Raw genomic sequence first — 19,828 nt, 5'->3', positions numbered from 1 at the left:
TGTAAAGCGGTTTAGTAAAGCGCTTTACAAGACAATATCGATTGGTCGTCATTGTCAACAGCGATGAATCTGCGGGATGTATTTTTCTATAGGCGATCGAAGCTCGATCGGACGGCTCGGGCGCTCGTCGGGACGCACTTTTGGCGCAGCCAGCCTCGGGTGGTGTGTCCGAGACTTGGCTCGACGCCGTCGCCCAGGTTCGATTTATGACAAATCCGAACCGGCAGGCTGCTTGGCTGCCTTATATGACGTGGTCCGTCGATGCATCGAAGAGATGGATCTGGGTCGGATCAATCGAAAGTCCGATCGTGTCTCCCGGTTTCACCCTGTCGCGCCGCGTCTCGACGATCGTCAGTTCCGGCTGGGTCTCCGCAACGATGAAGGTCGACGAGCCGGTCGATTCGACGAAGGCGATCGGCACATCGAAACTGCCATTCCCGGGCTCGACGACGCCGATATGTTCGGGCCGGATGCCGGCGACGAGTTTGCGCCCCGGCTCGACGGCGCGGGCGAGCGCAAGTGTCTGCTTCACGGCGCCGAAATCCAGGATCAGGCTCTTGCCGTCTTCGGCGCCGATCGCCGGAATGAAATTCATCGCCGGCGAACCGATGAAACCGGCGACGAACCGGTTCACAGGCCGGTCGTAGAGGTCCAGCGGCGCGCCCTGCTGTTCGATGATGCCGTCGCGCATCACCACCACATGATCGGCCATCGTCATCGCTTCGACCTGATCGTGCGTGACGTAGACGAAGGTTGCGTTCAGCCGGTCGTGCAGCGCCCGGATTTCCTTGCGCATGTGGACGCGCAGCGCCGCATCGAGATTGGACAGCGGCTCGTCGAACAGGAAGGCCTTCGGATGGCGGATGATGGCGCGGCTCATGGCGACGCGCTGGCGCTGGCCGCCGGAAAGTTCGCGGGGATAGCGCTTCAGCAGATGCGACAGACCTGTCGTCGCCGCCACGTCCTCGGCGGCCTTCTTGGCCTCGGCCTTGGCAATGCCGCGGATGCGCAGGCTATAGGTCAGGTTCTCTTCAACCGTCATATGCGGATAGAGCGCATAGGACTGGAACACCATGGCGACGTCTCGCTTGCGCGGAGGCACGCCGTTCATCAGCTCGCCGGCGATCCTCAAATCGCCGGTCGAGATGCTTTCGAGGCCGGCGAGCGAGCGCAGCAGCGTGGACTTGCCGCAGCCCGAAGGGCCGACGAGCGCGACGAAAGTTCCCTTGGCAATCGACAGGTCGATGTTCTTCAGGGCGTGGAAGGCGCCGTAATATTTATTGACGCCTCTGAGCTCGATCTGCGTGGTCATTTGAGGGCTCCAGAGGTGAGGCCGGATACGATGCGGCGCTGCAAGAGAACGAAGATGGCAAGGATCGGCGTCACATACATCGTGGCGTAGGCCATGATGTTGTTCCATTCGTTGGTATTCGGCCCCATGAAGGAATTGAGGCCGACGCTGGCCGGCTGAAGTTCGGCCGCCTGGATCATCGACTTCGAGTAGACGAATTCGCCGAAGGCCTGCATGAAGATCAGGATGGCGCTGACGAGAATGCCGTTGCGGGCGAGCGGCAGCACGATGTTGAAGAAGGCGCCGACGCGCGAATTGCCATCGACGAGGGCTGCCTCCTCCAGTTCCTGGGGAACGCTCATGAAGGTGGCGCGAACCAGGATGACGAAGAAGGGCATGCTCTTTGCGGCGACGGCAATAATGACGGCGAGCCGCGGATAGGACAGCATGCCGATCTGCGAGAAACCGACGAAGATCGGCGTGATCATCAGCGATGCTGGCAGGACCTGCAGCATCAGGATCAGAAACAGGCCGATATCCACCCAGACATTGCGGTACCTGGCGAGCACATAGGCGCAACCGACGCCAAGCAGCGCGATGAGCGCCATGGAGCCGAGAGCGATGACCAGCGAGTTCCAGAGATAGCGGCCCATGTCGCGGCTTTCCCAGACTGTGGCGTAGGTCCCCCATTGGGGTGCTGCCGGCCAGAAGCTGGGCGGCGTCGCAAACATCTCCGAGCCGCTTTTCAGCGCAGTGATGTACATCCAGTAAAGCGGGAAGAGATAGATTGCCGCCATGACGATCGATATCGCCAGCATCAGGCGGCCACGGTTTGTCGTCATCATCCGCGCACCTCGTGGCGTGTGGACCGGACATAAACGACGGACGCGAACATGACGAAGACGATCATGATGACGGAGATCGTCGCGCCCTTGGCGAAGTCGTATTGCCGGAAGGAGAGATCCCAGGCCCAGTATTGCGTGACGTTCGACGAATTGTTCGGCCCGCCGGAGGTGATCGCGGCGAAGAGATCGAACTGCTGCAGAGTGAAGATCAGACCGAGCGAGACGATGGCGCCGATGGTCGAGCGCATCATCGGCAGCGTGATCGTCCAGAAGCGCTGCCAGACATTGGCGCCGTCGAGTTCGGCCGCTTCGAAGAGATCGGCGGGAATGCCGGCAAGACCGACGGACAGAAGGATCATGTTGAACGAGGTGCCGAGCCAGATATTGGCGATGATCACCGCATAGAGCGAATAATGCGGGTCCGAGCGCCAGAAGATGTTGCCGGAGATGATGCCGCTTTCCCTGAGGATGAAATTCAGCACGCCGAAATCACCAGAGAGAATCCAGTTCCAGATGGCGCCGACGACGAGGCCGGGCATCACCCAGGAGACGAGGAACAGGCCGCGCATCCATGAGGCGCCGGGGAAGTTGACCCAGAAGAACAGCGCCAGGCCAAAGCCGATCAGGAACTGGCCGGCGATCGAGCCGGTGACGAAGATGACGGTGTTATAGAGGATCGGCAGCGTTTCCGGCTGCGCGAAGAGCTCGGTATAATTCTTGAAGCCGACGAAAGGACGCGAGAAGGTCCCGAGGCTGAACATGTCGACCTCCTGGAAGCTCATCACCACATTGTAGATCAGCGGCAGGCCCGCCATCAGGAACAGAAAGCCGAGCGGGAAAGCGACCAGCACGATATCGAAACCGCGGCCGTCCCTGACGCTCATCAGGATCCTCTTCATGCGTCCTCCGATGTTCCGAACGGGGCCGCCTGGCGCATGATGCGGAAGACGGCCCCTGCCGGGAGGAAAGAGTTGGATGGCATATGCCATCGGTGGATGATTTTGGTTTCCTCTTCTCCCCAGCGGAGAGAAGAGGGAGCAAGGAGCCAATCCGGCTCTTCGCTTTCGCTTCGGCTACGCCGAACCGCTCCTTAGCCCAGCACAGCCTTGATCTTGTCCGCTGCCTGGTCGAGTGCGTCCTTCGGGCTCATCTGGCCGGTCAACGCCGCCTGGATGGCGTCCTGGATCGCCTTGGAGATCTTCGGCCATTGCGGATGCGGACCGCGCGGCTTGGCATATTTCAGCTGTTCGAGGAACACCTTGAGGGCGGCATCCTTCAGCGGCTGACCGGTCTCGGGGATGGAGATGTCGGAACGGGCCGGAAGCTGGCCGAAATTCTTGAACATCTTGTCGTCCTGCGAGGCGAAATATTCGAGCGCCTTGAAGGCTTCGGCCGGATGTTTGCTGGTAGCAAAGATCGCCCAGTTGAAATCGCCCATGGCCGACGAACGTTCAGCCCCTTCCTTTGGAACCGGAAGCAGGGTGACGCCCCAGTCGAATTTCGCTTCCTGCGTCATGCGGTCGAGTTCCCAGGGACCCGAGATCGCCATTGCCGCATTGCCGGAGTTGAAGGTGCCGGTCGAATCCCACTGGCCGCGTGTCAGCGTATCGGGAGACGCGAGCTTCTCGTCCATGATCGTCTTCCAGATCCCGAGCGCCTTCACCGCGCCGTCGGCATTGATGTGCTGATAGCTGCCGCCGCCCATCTGGGCCCAGGGAAGGAACTGAAAGGTGCCTTCCTCGTTGGCCTTGGCCGAAAAAGCCAGACCGTAAACGTTCTTGGCGGGGTCGGTCAGCTTGCGCGCATCCTCGACCAGTTCGTCCCAGGTCTGCGGCGGCTTGTTCGGATCGAGGCCCTTGGCCTTGAACATATCCTTGTTGTAGTAGAGCGCGATCGTATTGGTCGCCTTCGGCACGCCAAAATACTTGCCGTCCCATTCCACTGACTTCAGCGGTCCGGGGAAATAATTATCCGGCTTGATGACGGTCGACTTGGCGATCATATCGGTCAGGTCGAGGAAGGCGCCGCGCGATGAGAACAGCGCATGCTCCGGATTGTCGACGGCGATGATATCGGGCGCCTGGCCGGTGGCGTAGGCGCGCATCGCCTCGGTGACGACGTCGTCGAACTGGATCAGCCGATACTCGATCTTGATGCCGTTGTTCTGGGCGTTGAACTCCTTGACGAGGTTCGGCGCCGGCTGGGTGTCCTTATCCAGCGACCAGAGTGTCAGCGTGACGTCCTCGGCCTTGGCCGAAAGGCCAAACAGCGAGACGCCTGCAAGCGCCAGAGCGCCGAGAATTGCATATTTACGGATAGCCATGGTTCTCCTCCTTTGTGGTTACCCCGTTTCCGGCAATTCCTCCTTGCCGGAAACGATATCATCAGACCGGGTCGACGACGAATTCGCCGCCCCGGGCATGCTTGAGGTGGTTCAGCGCATAGACCTGACCGGTCATTTCAAGCGCGTCGCGATAGACCGGGTCGTGCCAGCCTTCGATATCGATCGAGCCGGACCAGCCGGCAAGGCGCAGCTCCGAAATGATGTCGGTCCAGTTGCTGTCGCCGAAGCCCGGCGTGCGCATAAAGACGAACTTCTCCTTGCCGAAGATCCCGTGTTCCTTGATGACCTCCCAGCGGATGGTCGCGTCCTTGCCGTGGACGTGGAAGAACTTGTGCGCCCATTTGCGGATCTGCGGCAACGGATCGATCAGATAGACCATCTGATGGCACGGCTCCCATTCCAGTCCGATATTGTCGTCCGGCGTCTCGTTGAACATCAATTCCCAGGCGTCGGGGTTGTGGGCGATGTTCCAGTCGCCGCTTGCCCAGTTGCCGTCCATGGCGCAATTCTCGAAGGCGATCTTGATGCCCTTGTCGGCCGCCCGTTTGGCGAGCTCGCTCCAGATCTGCTTGTAGCGAGCCAGGCTGTCGGTCAGCGGTTTGCCGCGGATGCGGCCGGTGAAGCCGGCAACGCAAGTGGCGCCGAAATGATGGGCATTGTCGATGCAGTCTTTCCAGCCCTGCAGCGTCTCCAGGTCGATTGCGGTCTCTTCCAGCGGATTGCCGAACATGCCGAGCGTCGAGATGGTGATGTCGCGGTCGCCGATCGCGTCGAGGCAGCGCTTGCCGAGCTCGGAAAGGCCCTGACCCTTGGTCGTCTGCCAGAAGAAGGGTTCGAAGCTTTCGAAGCCCATGTCGGCGATTTCGCCGATGCGCTGGGCGGTATCGCCCTTGTTACCGCTGACCATGGTGCCGATGCGAATTGATTTTGCAGGGTTGCTCACGTCACTTGATCCTATGCTGAAATTTCGATGCGCTTGCCGGTCTTGGCGCTTTCGATCGCACCGAAGACCATGGCGAGGCTTCTGATATTGTCGGAGTTGACCGTTTCGGGCTGTTTGCCGGTGCGGATCGCCGCGATGAAGTCGGCGATGACGCTGGCGTGGCCGTGGGTTTCTTCGTCATGCTCCGGACCGGGAACGTTTACGGAAGTAGAACCACGCAACAGGCCGGGCTCCTCGCCCGCAACCGTCGCCTTGAAGCTCTCCTCGCCGTCCCAGGTGAGCATGCCCTTCGAGCCGACGAGACGCCACTGGCTTTCCCAGCTGGTGCGCTCACCCTCGGCGCACCAGGAGCCACGATAGGTAAAGACGATATCGTCTGAAAATTCGAAGATGGCATTGGCCGAGGCGCCGTGCCGGTACCACGACCCCTTCGGATTGCGCTCGACGCAATAGACGGCGAGCGGCTTCCTGTCGGCGACGTAACGGGCGGCATCGAAGGTGTGGATCGCCATGTCGAGAAGCAGGACATTATCCATCTCTTCGCGGAAGCCGCCGAAATGCGGTGCGAGGAAGAAGTCGCAATGGATGCCGGTGAGCTCGCCGATCACGCCGCTGTCGACGAAGCGGCGCAGGCGCCTGATGCCCGAGATGAAACGGCGGTTTTGGATGACCGCATGGATGCGGCCGGTTTCTGCGGCGAGATCGATCAGCGCAGCGCCCTCGGCAAGCGAGGCGGCCATCGGCTTTTCGCTGAGCACGTGGCAGCCGGCCTTGAGCGCCGCCGAAACGACATCGTACCGGGCGGACGGAATGACGATGTCGAAGACCAGATCGGCCTTGGTCGCAGCGATAACTTCGGACAGGTCCGAACCGATCACAGCGCCCTTAAGACCGAACTCGGCAGCGAGCTTTTCCGCCGTCTCCCGGTTGAGGTCGACGAGACCGACGATGGTGATGGATTCGGCCAGTTGAGGGTTGGAAGCGATGGCGCGCAACCAACCTTTGGACATAGCTCCGCACCCGCACAGAATGGCACTGAATTTCACGATTTCCTCCAGGGAATGGCGCCAACTCTCCTCGTGACACGCACTCCGTAAACGTTTACGAATGTTGGCGGAAACACTTTGCGATGTCAATAGACGCCAAATGCGAAATTTCGGACCGAGATCCGAATGGATCTAAATCAGAGAAGGAAAGCAGGATGTCATCTGGAAACCGCGCGCAGTTTTCGGCATCATGCTCCAGGGAAAATCAACAACGATGAAGGGCATTCGCCAGCTTGCCGAACACTTGGATATTTCGATCGGCACGGTCTCCCGGGCGCTGAATGGCAAGCCTGATGTCAACGAGGAAACGCGCCGCCGCGTGCTGGCAGCCGCGGAGGAACTCGGCTACGTCGCCAACCAGTCGGGGCGGAGCCTGAGACAGGGAGAGACGAAGGTCATCGGGTTGATGATCGAATCCAGCACGGAGGCGGTCGAGAATGCCGACAACTTCTTCCTCGGCGTCACCAGCGGCCTGCAAAGCGTCTTTGCCCGCCACAGCCTCGACCTCATCATGCTGCCCAGCCCGAGCGATGAGGATCCGCACGAATATCTGACGCGCATGGTGGCGCGGGGCATCGTCGATGCGATGATCATCTCGAATATGCAGCGTATCGACCGGCGCATCGATCTTCTGTCGCGGGCAAAGATCCCCTTCGTTTCGGTCGGCCGCAGCCTTTCGGCCAGCAATTCGCCCTGGATCGATCTCGATTTCGAAGGCGTGGCCGAACATGCGGTCCAGCGGCTGGTCGCACGCGGCCACCGTCGGATCGCGATCACCGCGCCGTCGAGCGAGGTCAACCTCGGCTACGTCTTTCTCGAGAGCTATCGCCGCGCGCTCGAACGCCACGATATAGCGTTCGACCGGTCGCTCGTCATCCGCGTCAAGTCGAGCGAACAAGGCGGCTATCAGGCGGCCCACGAGCTGCTGCTTCTTGAAGAGCGGCCGACGGCGGTGATCCTGATCTACGAGCTGATGGCGATCGGCCTTTACCGCCGCCTGACGGAGGCAGGCGTCATGCCCGGCCGCGACATTGCCGTGATCGGCTTCCGTGACGCGCCTCGAGCGCGGTTCCTGCAGCCCTCGCTCAGCTGCTTCCGCATGTCACTCCACGATCTCGGCATCGCGCTGGGCCAGATGCTTCTCGCCAACATGCCGGCCTATCGCAAGTTCTATCCCGATGCCGGCCGCAACGTCGTCTGGCCGCTCGAATTGGTGCCGGGAGAAAGCGATGCGTTTCAGGCGGTGGCCATGGTCTGAGCGCCGCTGGATGACTCCTCCAGGAAAGCGGGGGCTCCCTCCCCGCCGATCTTGTAAAAGTGAGTTAAATGTAGCATACTTTCTGATGAATGTAGTATGGACGAGTCGATGAAAATGTCCTTCATGACCAGCGCTTCCTTCAACCAGAATCCGAGTAAGGCAAAGAAGGAGGCGAATGAACGGCCGCTCGTGATCACCGATCGCGGCAAGGCGGCTTATGTGCTTGTCAGTTATGCGGAATTTCAGGCGAACTGGAAGGCGCCGAAGACACTCTTTGCGGCCTTGCGCGATCCGACAGCCGATGAAAGGGAGTTCGAGCCCGAGCGGCTCGGCTTTGACGACAGGACCGTCGAGTTCTGATGGTGTTCCTGCTTGACACGAATGTCGTCTCTGTTGCGCGAAGAGCCGAGCGGCAGTCGCGGGAATTCCAAGACTTCATGAAGGAGTTTTCCGTTGCCGAAGCCTATCTCTCAGCGGTTACGATCATGGAAATCCAGTTCGGCATCCAGCGCGAGCGCGGAAGGGACCCCGGCTTCGCCGAGGATCTGCGCCGCTGGATGGATGAGAGCGTGCTGACGGAATTCGCCGAGCGCATCCTGCCATTCGATGCAGCGACGGCAAGCCGGGCCGGACTGCTTCCAACCGCGGACAAGCGTCCATCCGCCGATGCAATGATCGCCGCCACTGCGTTGGAACACGGGCTGAACCTCGTGACCCGCAATGTCGCGCATTTCATCCCGCTAGGCATCGAATGCATCGACCCCTGGCGTTTTGCTGGCACACGGAGCTGAGCGGCTGGCAGCAGCGCCTCATGCGCCCGATACGAAGAACCGGTTCTCCGGCCGCGGCAAGCCGAGATGCTCGCGCAGCGTTGCGCCTTCATATTCGCTGCGGAACAGGCCGCGGCGCTGAAGCTCCGGAACCAGTCGTTCAGTGACGTCAAGGAGACCCTGCGGCAGATAGGGGAAGACGATATTGAAGCCGTCCGAGCCTTCCTCCTCCAGCCAGCATTCCATTTCGTCGGCAATGCTTGCCGGTGTACCGACGAAGGCAAGGCCGGCATAGCCACCATAGCGTTGCGCCAGCTGCCGCACGGTCAGGTTTTCTTCCGCCGCAAGCTTCAGGACCTGGGCGCGGCCGGTCTTGCTGGCATTGGTGTCGGGAATATCGGCCGGTAGCGGCGCGTCGGGATCGAAGCCGGAAGCGTCATGGCCGAGCGCGATCGAAAGCGAGGCGATTGCGCTGTCGTAATGCACCAGGCCGTCGAGGGTGGCACGTTTGGCGCGGGCCTCCTCGATGCTGTCGCCGACGATGACGAAGGCGGCGGGCAGGATCTTCAGATGGTCGCGGTTGCGGCCGATGGCTTCCATGCGACCCTTGATATCGGCAAAAAGCACCTTGCCGGCGGCAAGATCGCGCGGCGAACAGAAGACCATTTCGGCGGTCTCCGCGGCAAGCTGGCGGCCGGGATCCGACTGGCCGGCCTGGACGATGACAGGCCATCCCTGCGGCGGGCGGGCGATATTGAGCGGCCCGCGGACGCTGAGTTCCTCGCCCTTATGGTTCAGCGCATGCATTTTTTCCGGATCGAAGAACAGGCCGCTCTCCCGGTCGCGAATGAAGGCGTCGTCGGCGAAGCTGTCCCAGAGCCCGGTGACGACATCATAAAACTCCCGAGCGCGATGATAACGCTCGCCATGCTCCATATGTTCGTCGAGGCCAAAATTGAGAGCGGCGTCGGGGTTCGACGTCGTGACGATGTTCCAGCCGGCGCGGCCACCGCTGATATGGTCGAGCGAGGCGAAACGTCGGGCTATGTGATAGGGCTCGTCGAATGTGGTGGAAGCGGTAGCGACGAGACCGATACGCTCCGTCACTGCCGCCAGCGCTGAGAGCAGCGTGAAGGGCTCGAAAGAGGTCACGGTGTGGCTGCGCCTGAGTGCCTCGACCGGCATGTTGAGCACGGCAAGATGATCGGCCATGAAGAAGGCGTCGAATTTCGCCCGTTCCAGCGCCTGTGCAAAGAACTTTAGATGCGCGAAATTGAAGTTTGCGTCAGGATAGGAACCGGGATAACGCCACGCGCCGGTATGCAAGCTGACGGGACGCATGAAGGCGCCGAGGCGCAACTGCCGTGAACGGGTCATGATTTTCCTCATGGATCGGGCAAGGCGGCCGCCTGCCCCGCATTGGGCGTTCTTTCCGGAGCCGCTGCGGCGACGCATCGGATATCGGTTACGTAGGAGGTCGACGAATTCAAATCGAGGCCGGCTGCAGTAATTTCCGCCAGGAATTTCATTCCTTCTCCGGCCGCGTTTTCACGGAAACGCCGAACCGAGACACTAATCCCGGCGGCCGGAGGCCGATAAGCAAACACTTTCCATTTTACATGACATCTATAGAATTTGTGCTCTTATCTCGATGCTCGATTTCTTTCACCGATAGGATCGGTAGAATTGGAGACATCGATGAATACCGTCCTGAGGCAAGCAGACCAGATCCGGCCGGTGGCCGCCCGTATCGGCAGCGACGAGGAAGTGATCGCAACCGCCCGCAGGCTGGCGGCGCAATTTGCCGCACGCGCCGCCGAGCGCGATAGCGACCGGCTCCTGCCGTTCGCCGAACTCGATCTTCTCGCCCAATCCGGCCTTCTGGCGATCACCGTGCCCGCGCAATATGGCGGGCTCGACGTCTCGAACGCCGTGCTTGCCGAGATCACCGCGATCCTGTCGGAGGCGGACAGTTCGATCGGCCAGATCCCGCAGAACCATTTCTATATTCTCGAGGCGCTCAGAACCGACGGCGGCGAGGAGCAGCAGCGTTATTTCTTCGGCCGGGTGCTGGCCGGCGACCGTTTCGGCAATGCACTTTCCGAGCGCGGCACGAAGACGGTCGGCCACTATAACACGCGCATCACCCGCGACGGTCCGGGTTACCGGATCAACGGCCGCAAATTCTATTCGACCGGCGTCCTCTTTGCCGACTGGATCGCCGTCTTTGCGCTCGATGCGGAGGAGCGGCTGACCATGGCCTTCGTGCCGAAAGGCACCGAAGGCATCGAGATCGTCGACGACTGGGACGGTTTTGGCCAGCGCACCACCGGCAGCGGCACGACGATCCTCGACAATGTCTATGTCAGCGCCGATTCCGTCGTCTTCCATCACAAGGGCTTCGAGCGGCCGACGACGATCGGCTCGGTCGGCCAGATCATCCATGCCGGTATCGATCTCGGTATTGCGCGGGCGGCCTTTGCCGAAACGCTGGAGTTCGTCAGGACGAAATCGCGCCCCTGGATGGATAGCGGCCTCGACCGTGCCTCCGACGATCCGCTGACGATCGCCAAGGTCGGCCAGATCGCCATCCGGCTGGAAGCCGCAACGGCGCTCGTCGAGCGTGCCGGCCACAAGGTCGATGCCGCGCAGATCGAGACGACGGAGAAAAACGTTGTCGAGGCGACGCTTGCGGTTGCCGCCGCCAAGGTGCTGACGACCGAGGTGGCGATCGAGGCGGCGAATACGCTCTTCGAACTTGCCGGAACCTCGTCGGTACAGGCAGGCCTCAATCTCGACCGCCACTGGCGCAATGCCCGCACTCATACGCTGCACGATCCGGTGCGCTGGAAATATCACGTTGTCGGCAACTACCATCTGAACGGCGTGACGCCGCCGAAAAACGGCGCGCTCTGAAATTTCCGTCGCTTGCAAACGAAAGCCCCACCGCCAGCGTTGGCGGTGGGGCTTTTGCGTTCGAGGGAAGACGGCCGCCTCAGCTATAGAGGCTGACCTCCGGTATCTTGTCGTTCAGCACGAATTCACCAACTTCCTTGGCCTTGTAGAAGACCGGGTCGTGCAGCGTGTGGGTGCGGACATTGCGCCAGAACCGGTCGAAGCGATATTTGTTCGCTGTCGAGCGCGCGCCCGTCAGTTCGAAGACGCGTGAGGTGATGTCGAGCGAGACATGGGTGGCATGGACCTTGGCGGCATAGGCTTCCGCCGCCGCCTCGCCGCGCTCGCGTGCCGTCACATCTCGGCCGTGGGCTAGACCCGCCTGCACGGCGGTTGCCGCGCTGTCGGCAAGGGCTGCCGAGGCCTTCAGCGCGGCGGTGAATTCGCCGACACGTTCGAGGATATAGGGATCGTCCGCTGCCCGCTCGACGCCTGATGTGATCCACGGCCGGGTCGTGGTTCTGACGTAGTCGACGGCCGCCTGCAACGCGCCTTCGGCGGTGCCGAGATAAAAGTTGACGAAGACCAGCTGGATGAACGGCGTATTGAAGGTCGAGAGCACGGGCGGCGCCACATCGGCTGCAGCGGGCGCACCGACGAAATCCTCCTCGTAGACGGGGAAATCGTGGAATTCGACACTGCCGCTGTCGGAGAGGCGCTGGCCGATATTGTCCCAGTCGTCGCTGGCGACGTAGCCTGGGCGATTGGTCGGCACGGCGAAACCGGCGATCTTGTCATCGAGCGTGGCGTTGGCGTTGATATAGTCGGAGACCCGCGCTGCCGTGGAGAAGGACTTGCGGCCGTTCAGCACATAGCCGTTGCCGCGGCGGGTCAGCACCAGCCCGGGGTCGCGCGGGTTGACGGCCGCGCCCCAATAGAGGTTCTTCGCCACCGTCTCGCCGCCGAGCGCTTGGGCGCGCGCCGCATCGAGCGCCCAGTAGATGTACTGGCTATTGACATAATGGTAGCCGAGCAACTGGCCGATCGAGCTCTCGCCACGGGCGAGAATGCGTACCAGCCTCAGCCCGTCGACCCAATCGAGGCCGCCGCCGCCGATCTCTGACGGATGCAGCGCGTTGAGCAGGCCGGCATTCTTCAGCTTGACGATCTCGGCAAGTGGCGGACGGCCGTCGCGGTCGAGTTCGGCCGCGCGCTGGGAAAGGTCGGCCGAGATAGCCTCGGCACGGGCAAAGAGGTCTTCTCGCGTCGGGTTGCGGGGGGCCGCGAAGACGACATTGGACTGGCTCATGGGCGGAACTCCAATTCTCCAAGGGGATGTTCCGGCGGGAGCCGCACGCTCCCCGCCGGAAAGGATCAAGCCAAAAGCCTCAGAACAGTTTGTCCGGGATCCAGCTGGCGGTCGCCGCATCGCTGATGCTGAAGGCGGGGACCTTTTCGGCCAGCTCTTCGATCGTCTTGACGCCGGCGGCGCGCAGGCTCTCCTGCGTCAGAAGCGTCGGCTTCACGGTAATCTGATGGGGTACCGTCTGGCCGGCGATTTCGAGAGCGGCGGCGCGGATCGAGACGGCGCCGACCACGGCCGGATTGGTGGCGACGGTCGCGACCCAGGGACTGCCTTCCTCGGTAATTTCCTGGATATCGGCCGTGGAGACATCGGCAGAATAGATCTTGAGCTTGTTTGCAATGCCGAGATCGTTGGCAGCGAGTTTTACGCCGCGGGCGAATTCGTCATAGGGGGCGAAGACCACCGATATATCGGGATTGGCTGTGAGTACGGCCTTGGCCTGGTCGGCGGTCGAGGTTGCCGTCGTGTCGCTGACATTGCCGAAGCGGGCCTTTTCGACCACGCCTTTGTTGTCCGACTTGAACTTGTCCCAGACTTCGTTGCGGCGGTCGAGCGGCGCAAAGCCCGCGACATAGACATAACCGGCGTTGAAGCTGTTGCCGTTATCCTTCACCACCTGCGCGAGCGCCAGCGAGGCAAGCTCGTGGTCGCTCTGCTCCACCTGTGGGATTTTGGGGTTGTTGAGGTTGACGTCGAAAGCCACGACTTTGATGCCCTTGTCGAGCGCCTGCTGCACGACGTCGCCGAGCGATTCCGGCAGGCCGTGGTCGATGACGATGCCGGAGACGCCGAGGTTGATCGCCTGCAGGATCTGCTCGCGCTGCTCGGCGGCATCCTGCCGCCCGGGGAAGATGCGCAGGTCGATATCCAGTGCCTTGGCCTGGGCCTCGGCGCCCGCCTGGTAGGCCTGGAAGAAATCGCCGGCCGAGATGTAGCTGATCAACGCCACCTTGACGCCACCCTTGTCGAAGGGAGCCGGAGCACCGGACAGGCCGTCGGCCATTGCGCCTTGAATGAAAATGAACGGAATGACGGCGGCAGACAGTGCGAGCCGTGCGAGGGATTTCATCGTCGCGTTCCTTTTGGCAAAAAGAGGCGTCGTCTGACAGGCAGCACCCCGCGACGCGTCAAGTTATTAGATATAATCTCTATGTTTTTAGTAGATTAAATGATCCGATTTTGCGGGCTGCGGGAGATTCTTTGTTCCCCCGGCACTGTCCGCCGGGGAAATGCGTGCCTGGAATTCGACCGCCCAAAAGAGGCACACTCCTGATACAAATGCAGTCCCGGATCTTGTCGATGCCGCTTCTTCACATAGAAAATATCAGCCGCAGCTTCGGGTCGACGCGGGCGCTTGCCGGCGCCGATCTTTCGATCGAGCGCGGCGAGATCGTAGCGCTCATGGGCGCAAACGGCGCGGGAAAATCGACGCTGGTCAAAATCCTTTCCGGCGTGCTTCCGGCCGACGGCGGTACGATCCGTTTCGATGGCCGTCCCTTCGCGCCGCGCAGCCCGGCGGAAGCGGCAAGGGCCGGTATCGTCACCGTGCATCAGTCGACGGATCTGGTCGGTGCAGCCGGCCTGACCGTCGCCGACGCCCTGCTTCTCAACCGTTTCGCCGATCGCAGCACGCCCTTCTTCGTCACGCGCGCCGGCATTCGCCGAGCGGCGCAGGCGATGCTCGATGCTGCCGGCCTCACCTTGCCGCTCGACCGTGATTTCGGCGAACTCGCCAGCGCCGACCGGCAACTGGTGGCGATTGCACGGGCGCTAGCCAACCGCGCCGATCTCCTCATTCTCGATGAGCCGACGGCGAGCCTTTCCGGAGAGGAAAGCCGCCGTCTCTTTGACATTCTGCTGAGGCTTCGCCAGAGGGGACTGGCAATCCTTTATATATCGCATCGCACAGCCGATCTCGAAGCGATTGCCGACCGCGCGCTCGTCATGCGCGGCGGCCGCGTCGTCGGCACCTTCTCGCGGCCGATCGATTTTTCGAGCGCCATCGAGACGATGATCGGCCGCAGATTGGATGCGGCCCGGCCGGATGCGCGGCCCGCGACCGGCCCGGTGATTTTCGAGATGCGCGATGCCTGCCTGCTGCCCACAGGCGCGTCCTTCGATCTGTCGCTCCATGAGGGCGAAGTGGTGGCGGTGACCGGCGTGCTCGGCGCCGGCAAGAGCCGGCTGCTCCAGGCGATCTTCGGCGCGACGGCGCTTGAGGGTGGCACGATGTTTCTCGAGGGCCGGCCTTACCGACCGAAAAGCCCGGCCGAAGCGATTGCGTCAGGCGTTGCGATGGCGGCCGAAGACCGTCATCGTTCCTCGCTGATGCCGCCGGCATGGCCGGGCCATTCGCTCTCGGCGACGATCAGCCTGCCGCATCTTTCCAAATGGTATCCGCGCGGGTTCCTCCTCGGCAGGCGCGAACGACATGAGGCCGAGCAGGCGATCGCCCATTTCGGCATCAAGGCAGCCGGTCCGCTCGCCTCCGTCTGGTCGCTGTCCGGCGGCAACCAGCAGAAGGCGGTGATCGCCCGCTGGGAAGCGGAGCCAAGCCGCCTCCTGTTGCTCGACGAGCCCTTTCAGGGCGTCGACGTCGGCGCCCGCCGCGATATCATACAGGCAATCCGTGCCCGCACCGACCGGGCGACGCTGATCGCGACCTCCGATCCCGAGGAGGCCTATGAAGTGGCCGACCGCATCCTGGTCATCGACCGCCACGTGTTGGAACCCGCCGCGGACGGAAATGCCGCTCCTTTTGCCATTCAGGAAATATCGGCATGACGACGTTCGACGACAACACTCGGGCAGGCACTCTGCAAACGGTATCGCACGCCGAAAGCGGCCGCCTTGCAGCCTTAGGGGCGTTTCTCCGCGCAGGCGCGGTGTTTATCCTGCTTGCGCTGCTGATCGTCGGTTTTTCGATCGCCGAGCCCGCTTTCATCAACATCGCCAATCTCATGAGCATCCTGCAGGCGGTGTCGGTCGTCGCCATCCTCGGTGCCGGCGTCACTGTCACGCTTGCTGTCGGCGGTTTCGACCTGTCGATCGGCGCGGTCGCCGCATCGAGCGTGATGGCGGCGAGTTATGCGATGATCGTCTGGGGTCTCGACGCCTACGCGACGGTGCCGCTGGTGCTCGCCTTCGGCGCCCTGGTCGGCCTCGTCAACGCCTTGCTGATCGTCCGCCTGAAGGTGCCGGATCTGCTGGCGACACTGGCGATGATGTTCCTGCTCTCCGGCCTGCAGCTGATACCCACTGCCGGCCGGTCGATTTCATCAGGCCTCACCTTGCCCGACGGTTCGAAGGCGACCGGCGCCTACGACCCGGCCTTCCTGCTGATCGGCCGCTACAGCATCTTCGGCACCCTCCCCGTCTCAGTGGTGTTAATGGCGGCGGTCGCCGTCGTACTCTTCATCCTCACCGAACGCACCCGCATCGGCCGGCTGCTGTTTGCGACCGGCGGCAACGAGGTCGCCACCCGGCTCGCTGGGGCTTCGACCGTCAGGCTGAAGACGCTCGCCTATGTCCTGTCGGGCACGCTGGCCTCGCTCGGCGGCATCATCATTGCCGCCCGCGTTGGGCGTGGCGACATCTCTTCCGGCGGCTCGCTGCTGATGGATTCGGTTGCCGCCGCGCTGATCGGTTTTGCCGTTTTCAACCTGCGGCGCCCAAACGTGCTCGGCACCATCGCCGGCGCCGTCTTCGTCGGCGTGCTGCTGAACGGTCTGACCATGCTGAACGCCCCCTATTACACCCAGGATTTTGTCAAGGGCGCCGTGCTCGTCGGCGCGCTGGCGCTGACCTACGGCCTCGGCCGCAGCAATTCCTAAATTCCAAGGAAGAAAGACATGACCCGCCAAATCAGGCTGAACGCCTTCGACATGAATTGCGTCGGACACCAGTCGCCGGGGCTCTGGCGCCATCCACGCGACAAGTCGTGGACCTATAAGGATCTCGACTACTGGGTGCATCTGGCAAAGACGCTGGAGCGCGGCGGGTTCGACGGCCTGTTCATCGCCGACGTGCTCGGCGTCTACGATGTGCTGAACGGCAATGTCGATGCCGCCCTTCGACATTCGGCGCAGGTGCCGGTCAACGATCCGCTGCAGCTCATCCCGACCATGGCCTACGCCACCGAGCACCTCGGCTTCGGCCTGACGGCCTCGCTCTCTTTCGAGCATCCCTACACCTTCGCCCGCCGCATCTCGACGCTCGATCATCTGACGAAAGGCCGCGTCGGTTGGAATATCGTCACCTCCTATCTCAACAGCGGCGCGCTCAACATCGGTCAGCCGGCGCAGACGGGACACGACGATCGCTACGACCTCGCCGAAGAATATCTCGAAGTCTGCTACAAGCTCTGGGAGGGAAGCTGGGAGGACGGCGCCGTGGTCCGAGACCGCGAAACCGGCATCTTCACCCATCCAGAAAAAGTCCACCCGATCCGCCATTCCGGCCGGCATTTCAACGTGCCCGGCATTCATTTGAGCGAACCCTCGCCGCAGCGCACGCCGGTGCTCTACCAGGCCGGCGCCTCCAGCCGCGGCAAGGATTTCGCCGGCGCCCATGCCGAATGCATCTTCGTGGCGTCGCCATCGAAGGCGGTGCTGAAACGCTATGTCGCCAATGTCCGCGAGGCGGCCGAGCGTATCGGCCGCAACCCGCGCGACATTCTCGCCTTCAACCTCCAGACAGTAGTCCTCGGCGAGACCGATGCCGAGGCGCAGCGCAAATTCAACGAATACCGCAAATATGCCTCCTTCGAAGGCGCGCTGACGCTGATCTCCGGCTGGACCGGCATCGATTTCGGCCAATTCGGGCCGGACGAAGTGCTGCGCCACCGTCATACCAATGCGGTGCAATCGGCCGTCGAGACCTTCACCACCATCGATCCCACCAAGGAATGGACGGTGCGCGAAATGGCCGACTGGGTCGGCGTCGGCGGTTTTGGTCCTGTTTTCGTCGGCTCGCCGCAGACGGTTGCCGATCTGATGCAGGAATGGATCGAGGACACCGATGTCGACGGTTTCAACCTCGCCTATGCCGTGACGCCCGAGAGTTTCGAGGATGCTGTGGATTTGCTGGTGCCGGAATTGCAGAAGCGCGGCGTCTACAAGACCGAATATGCCAAGGGCACGCTGCGGGAAAAGCTTGGGGGAGCAGGACCGCGACTTGTCGCGCCGCATCCGGGTGCCGCCTACCGCGATCTCTTTAGCGAGCCAACACGCCTCGCCGCCAGCGGCTAGAGCATGATGCCGAAAAGTGTGAGCGGTTTTCGAGGAATATCCTGCTCCAAGCAAATAATGGCTGGGTGACAAAAAATGTCTCGCCCGGCCCGACCATTCGAATTTAATTATCTATGATAGTTGGCATTTCGCCCTGAATATGGGCACTTGAAATTTTATCGATCAGGAGGGGTCATGACCGTACCATCTATCTCGCGGCGCACGCTGATGAAGGGCGCCGCCCTGCTCCTCGCTTCGACGGCGCTTAGCCGCCACGCGCTGGCGCAGACGGCGCCCGCCGGTGGCCGGCTGATCGTTGCTGCGGATTCCGAGCCGAAGAACCTCAATCCTGCCATCGTTGCCTCGAACGGCGTCTTTTTCGTCGCAAGCAAGGTGATCGAACCACTGGCCGAAGCCTCGTTCGACGGCAAGGACGGGCTTTCGCCGCGCCTCGCCACGTCCTGGGAGGGCTCGGCCGACGGCCTCTCCGTCACCTTCAAGCTGCGCGACGGCGTCACCTGGCACGACGGCAAGCCGTTCACCTCGCTCGATGTCGCCTTTTCCGCGCTCAATATCTGGAAGCCGCTGCAGAATCTCGGCCGCCTGGTCTTCGCCGATCTCGAAGCCGTCGATACCCCTGATGATTACACCGCCGTCTTCCGCTTCTCCAAGCCGACGCCGTTCCAGCTGATCCGCAATGCCCTGCCCGTCGTCACCAGCGTCGTTGCCAAGCACATCTTCGACGGCAGCGATATCGCCACCAATCCGGCCAACGACGCGCTCGTCGGCACTGGTCCGTTCAAGTTCGCCGAATACAAGCCCGGCGAATATTACCGGCTGACGCGCAATGAGAATTACTGGGGCAGGGACCAGCCGAAACTCGATGAGATCGTCTTCCGCGTGCTGCCGGATCGCGCGTCGGCGGGGGCGGCGCTTGAAGCCGACGAAATCCAGCTTGCCGCCTTTTCGGCAGTGCCGCTTGCCGATCTCGGCCGCATCTCCAAGGTCGACGGTATCAAGGTGATTTCGAAGGGCTATGAGGCTTTGACCTATCAGCTGGTCGTCGAGATCAATCACCGCCGCAAGGAGTTGGCCGACCTCCGGGTCCGCCAGGCGATCGCCCAGGCGATCGACAAGAAATTTGTGGTCGACACGATCTTCCTCGGTTACGCCGCTGCCTCCACAGGCCCGGTGCCGAGGAATGCGCCGGAGTTCTACACATCAGATGTCGCGGCCTATGCATTCGACCCCGCCGCCGCCAACGATATTCTTGACAAGGCGGGTTACGCCAAAGGGGCGGACGGTAACCGCTTCAAGCTGAAGCTTCGCCCGGCGCCCTATTTCAACGAGACCCGCCAGTTCGGCGATTACCTTCGCCAGGCGCTCGCCGTGATCGGCATCGATGCCGAGATCGTCAATGCCGATGCGGCCGCCCACCAGAAAGCTGTTTATACCGACCACGATTTCGATCTTGCCGTCGGTCCGCCGGTGTTCCGCGGCGATCCGGCGATCTCCACCACCATTCTCGTCCAGTCCGGCACACCTGATGGTGTGCCCTTTTCCAACCAGGGCGGCTACGTCAATCCGGAGCTCGACAAGATCATCCATCAGGCCTCCGAAACCGTCGACACGACGGCGCGCACCGATCTCTACCGCAAGTTCCAGCAGCTCGTCGTCGCCGATCTGCCGCTGATCAACGTCGCGGAATGGGGCTTCATAACCGTTGCTCGCGATACCGTGCTCAACGTCTCGGACAATCCGCGCTGGGCCGTTTCGAACTGGGGCGATACCGCGCTGCAATCATGATAAGATTGGCGGCAATTCTCTTCCGGGGGCCCAGTC

The 19,828-nt window shown here is 62.0% G+C and carries 18 protein-coding genes; 8 read left to right on the top strand and 10 right to left on the bottom strand.

Annotated features, from left to right (window positions below; all coding sequences use genetic code 11):
* Positions 1-241: 241 nt before the first annotated feature.
* The 6 genes from HJB83_RS01310 to HJB83_RS01285 all read right to left on the bottom strand — a co-directional run bounded on the left by HJB83_RS01310 (position 242) and on the right by HJB83_RS01285 (position 6,469).
* Positions 242-1,312, bottom strand: a complete 1,071-nt coding sequence (locus HJB83_RS01310) for an ABC transporter ATP-binding protein (protein ID WP_221131198.1) — start codon at positions 1,310-1,312, stop codon at positions 242-244.
* Entirely contained in the window at positions 1,309-2,136 is an 828-nt protein-coding gene (locus tag HJB83_RS01305) for a carbohydrate ABC transporter permease (protein WP_221116189.1), read from the bottom strand. The genes HJB83_RS01310 and HJB83_RS01305 overlap by 4 nt, the downstream gene beginning before the upstream one ends.
* Positions 2,133-3,035: a carbohydrate ABC transporter permease gene (locus tag HJB83_RS01300; protein ID WP_221116190.1), complete on the bottom strand. Its 903-nt coding sequence runs from the start codon at positions 3,033-3,035 to the stop codon at positions 2,133-2,135. Before HJB83_RS01300 ends, HJB83_RS01305 begins: the two co-directional genes overlap by 4 nt.
* Positions 3,036-3,226: 191 nt before the next feature.
* Complete coding sequence (locus HJB83_RS01295) at positions 3,227-4,459, bottom strand: sugar ABC transporter substrate-binding protein (RefSeq protein ID WP_221116191.1); 1,233 nt, start codon at positions 4,457-4,459, stop codon at positions 3,227-3,229.
* Positions 4,460-4,520: 61 nt separating this feature from the next.
* Positions 4,521-5,423 (bottom strand): sugar phosphate isomerase/epimerase, encoded by a 903-nt coding sequence (locus tag HJB83_RS01290; RefSeq protein ID WP_221131197.1) that lies wholly within the window; start codon positions 5,421-5,423, stop codon positions 4,521-4,523.
* An 11-nt stretch (positions 5,424-5,434) separates the two neighbouring features.
* On the bottom strand, positions 5,435-6,469 hold the full coding sequence (locus tag HJB83_RS01285; protein ID WP_207585907.1) for a Gfo/Idh/MocA family protein: 1,035 nt from the start codon (positions 6,467-6,469) through the stop codon (positions 5,435-5,437).
* A gap of 214 nt (positions 6,470-6,683) precedes the next feature.
* Between HJB83_RS01285 and HJB83_RS01280 the strand changes: the two genes are divergently transcribed.
* From HJB83_RS01280 to HJB83_RS01270, 3 genes are all read left to right on the top strand, one after another.
* Positions 6,684-7,727 carry a LacI family DNA-binding transcriptional regulator gene (locus HJB83_RS01280; protein WP_221131196.1) on the top strand — a complete coding sequence of 348 codons (1,044 nt, stop codon included), beginning with the start codon at positions 6,684-6,686 and terminating at the stop codon, positions 7,725-7,727.
* A gap of 108 nt (positions 7,728-7,835) precedes the next feature.
* Positions 7,836-8,087, top strand: a complete 252-nt coding sequence (locus HJB83_RS01275) for a type II toxin-antitoxin system Phd/YefM family antitoxin (protein ID WP_221131195.1) — start codon at positions 7,836-7,838, stop codon at positions 8,085-8,087.
* A complete protein-coding gene (locus tag HJB83_RS01270; protein ID WP_221131194.1) occupies positions 8,087-8,518 on the top strand; it encodes a type II toxin-antitoxin system VapC family toxin in 432 nt (143 codons plus the stop codon). Before HJB83_RS01275 ends, HJB83_RS01270 begins: the two co-directional genes overlap by 1 nt.
* Positions 8,519-8,536: 18 nt before the next feature.
* Here the strand turns inward: HJB83_RS01270 and HJB83_RS01265 are convergent, their stop codons facing one another.
* Positions 8,537-9,874 (bottom strand): LLM class flavin-dependent oxidoreductase, encoded by a 1,338-nt coding sequence (locus HJB83_RS01265; protein WP_207585903.1) that lies wholly within the window; start codon positions 9,872-9,874, stop codon positions 8,537-8,539.
* 8 nt (positions 9,875-9,882) lie between these two features.
* Positions 9,883-10,026 carry a hypothetical protein gene (locus HJB83_RS01260; protein WP_221116194.1) on the bottom strand — a complete coding sequence of 48 codons (144 nt, stop codon included), beginning with the start codon at positions 10,024-10,026 and terminating at the stop codon, positions 9,883-9,885.
* A 169-nt stretch (positions 10,027-10,195) separates the two neighbouring features.
* On the opposite strand from HJB83_RS01260, the gene HJB83_RS01255 reads away from it, so the two are divergent.
* Positions 10,196-11,413 (top strand): SfnB family sulfur acquisition oxidoreductase, encoded by a 1,218-nt coding sequence (locus HJB83_RS01255; RefSeq protein WP_221131193.1) that lies wholly within the window; start codon positions 10,196-10,198, stop codon positions 11,411-11,413.
* Positions 11,414-11,492: 79 nt separating this feature from the next.
* Here the strand turns inward: HJB83_RS01255 and HJB83_RS01250 are convergent, their stop codons facing one another.
* Positions 11,493-12,701: an acyl-CoA dehydrogenase family protein gene (locus HJB83_RS01250; RefSeq protein WP_207585901.1), complete on the bottom strand. Its 1,209-nt coding sequence runs from the start codon at positions 12,699-12,701 to the stop codon at positions 11,493-11,495.
* A gap of 79 nt (positions 12,702-12,780) precedes the next feature.
* Positions 12,781-13,827: a substrate-binding domain-containing protein gene (locus HJB83_RS01245; protein WP_221131192.1), complete on the bottom strand. Its 1,047-nt coding sequence runs from the start codon at positions 13,825-13,827 to the stop codon at positions 12,781-12,783.
* A gap of 230 nt (positions 13,828-14,057) precedes the next feature.
* Here HJB83_RS01245 and HJB83_RS01240 point away from each other — a divergent pair, with 230 nt between their 5' ends.
* The 4 genes from HJB83_RS01240 to HJB83_RS01225 all read left to right on the top strand — a co-directional run bounded on the left by HJB83_RS01240 (position 14,058) and on the right by HJB83_RS01225 (position 19,792).
* Positions 14,058-15,542: a sugar ABC transporter ATP-binding protein gene (locus HJB83_RS01240; protein WP_207585899.1), complete on the top strand. Its 1,485-nt coding sequence runs from the start codon at positions 14,058-14,060 to the stop codon at positions 15,540-15,542.
* Positions 15,539-16,591: an ABC transporter permease gene (locus HJB83_RS01235; RefSeq protein ID WP_221131191.1), complete on the top strand. Its 1,053-nt coding sequence runs from the start codon at positions 15,539-15,541 to the stop codon at positions 16,589-16,591. The genes HJB83_RS01240 and HJB83_RS01235 overlap by 4 nt, the downstream gene beginning before the upstream one ends.
* An 18-nt stretch (positions 16,592-16,609) precedes the next feature.
* Complete coding sequence (locus HJB83_RS01230) at positions 16,610-18,007, top strand: LLM class flavin-dependent oxidoreductase (RefSeq protein WP_207585897.1); 1,398 nt, start codon at positions 16,610-16,612, stop codon at positions 18,005-18,007.
* A 174-nt stretch (positions 18,008-18,181) separates the two neighbouring features.
* The gene (locus HJB83_RS01225; protein ID WP_221131190.1) at positions 18,182-19,792 is read left to right on the top strand and encodes an ABC transporter substrate-binding protein; all 1,611 of its coding nucleotides are present in this window, start codon (positions 18,182-18,184) and stop codon (positions 19,790-19,792) included.
* Positions 19,793-19,828: the final 36 nt, after the last annotated feature.

The sequence above is a fragment of the Rhizobium sp. NZLR11 genome, from assembly GCF_019685115.1.
Taxonomy (GTDB): domain Bacteria; phylum Pseudomonadota; class Alphaproteobacteria; order Rhizobiales; family Rhizobiaceae; genus Rhizobium.
This window is presented reverse-complemented; position numbering and strand designations above follow the sequence as displayed.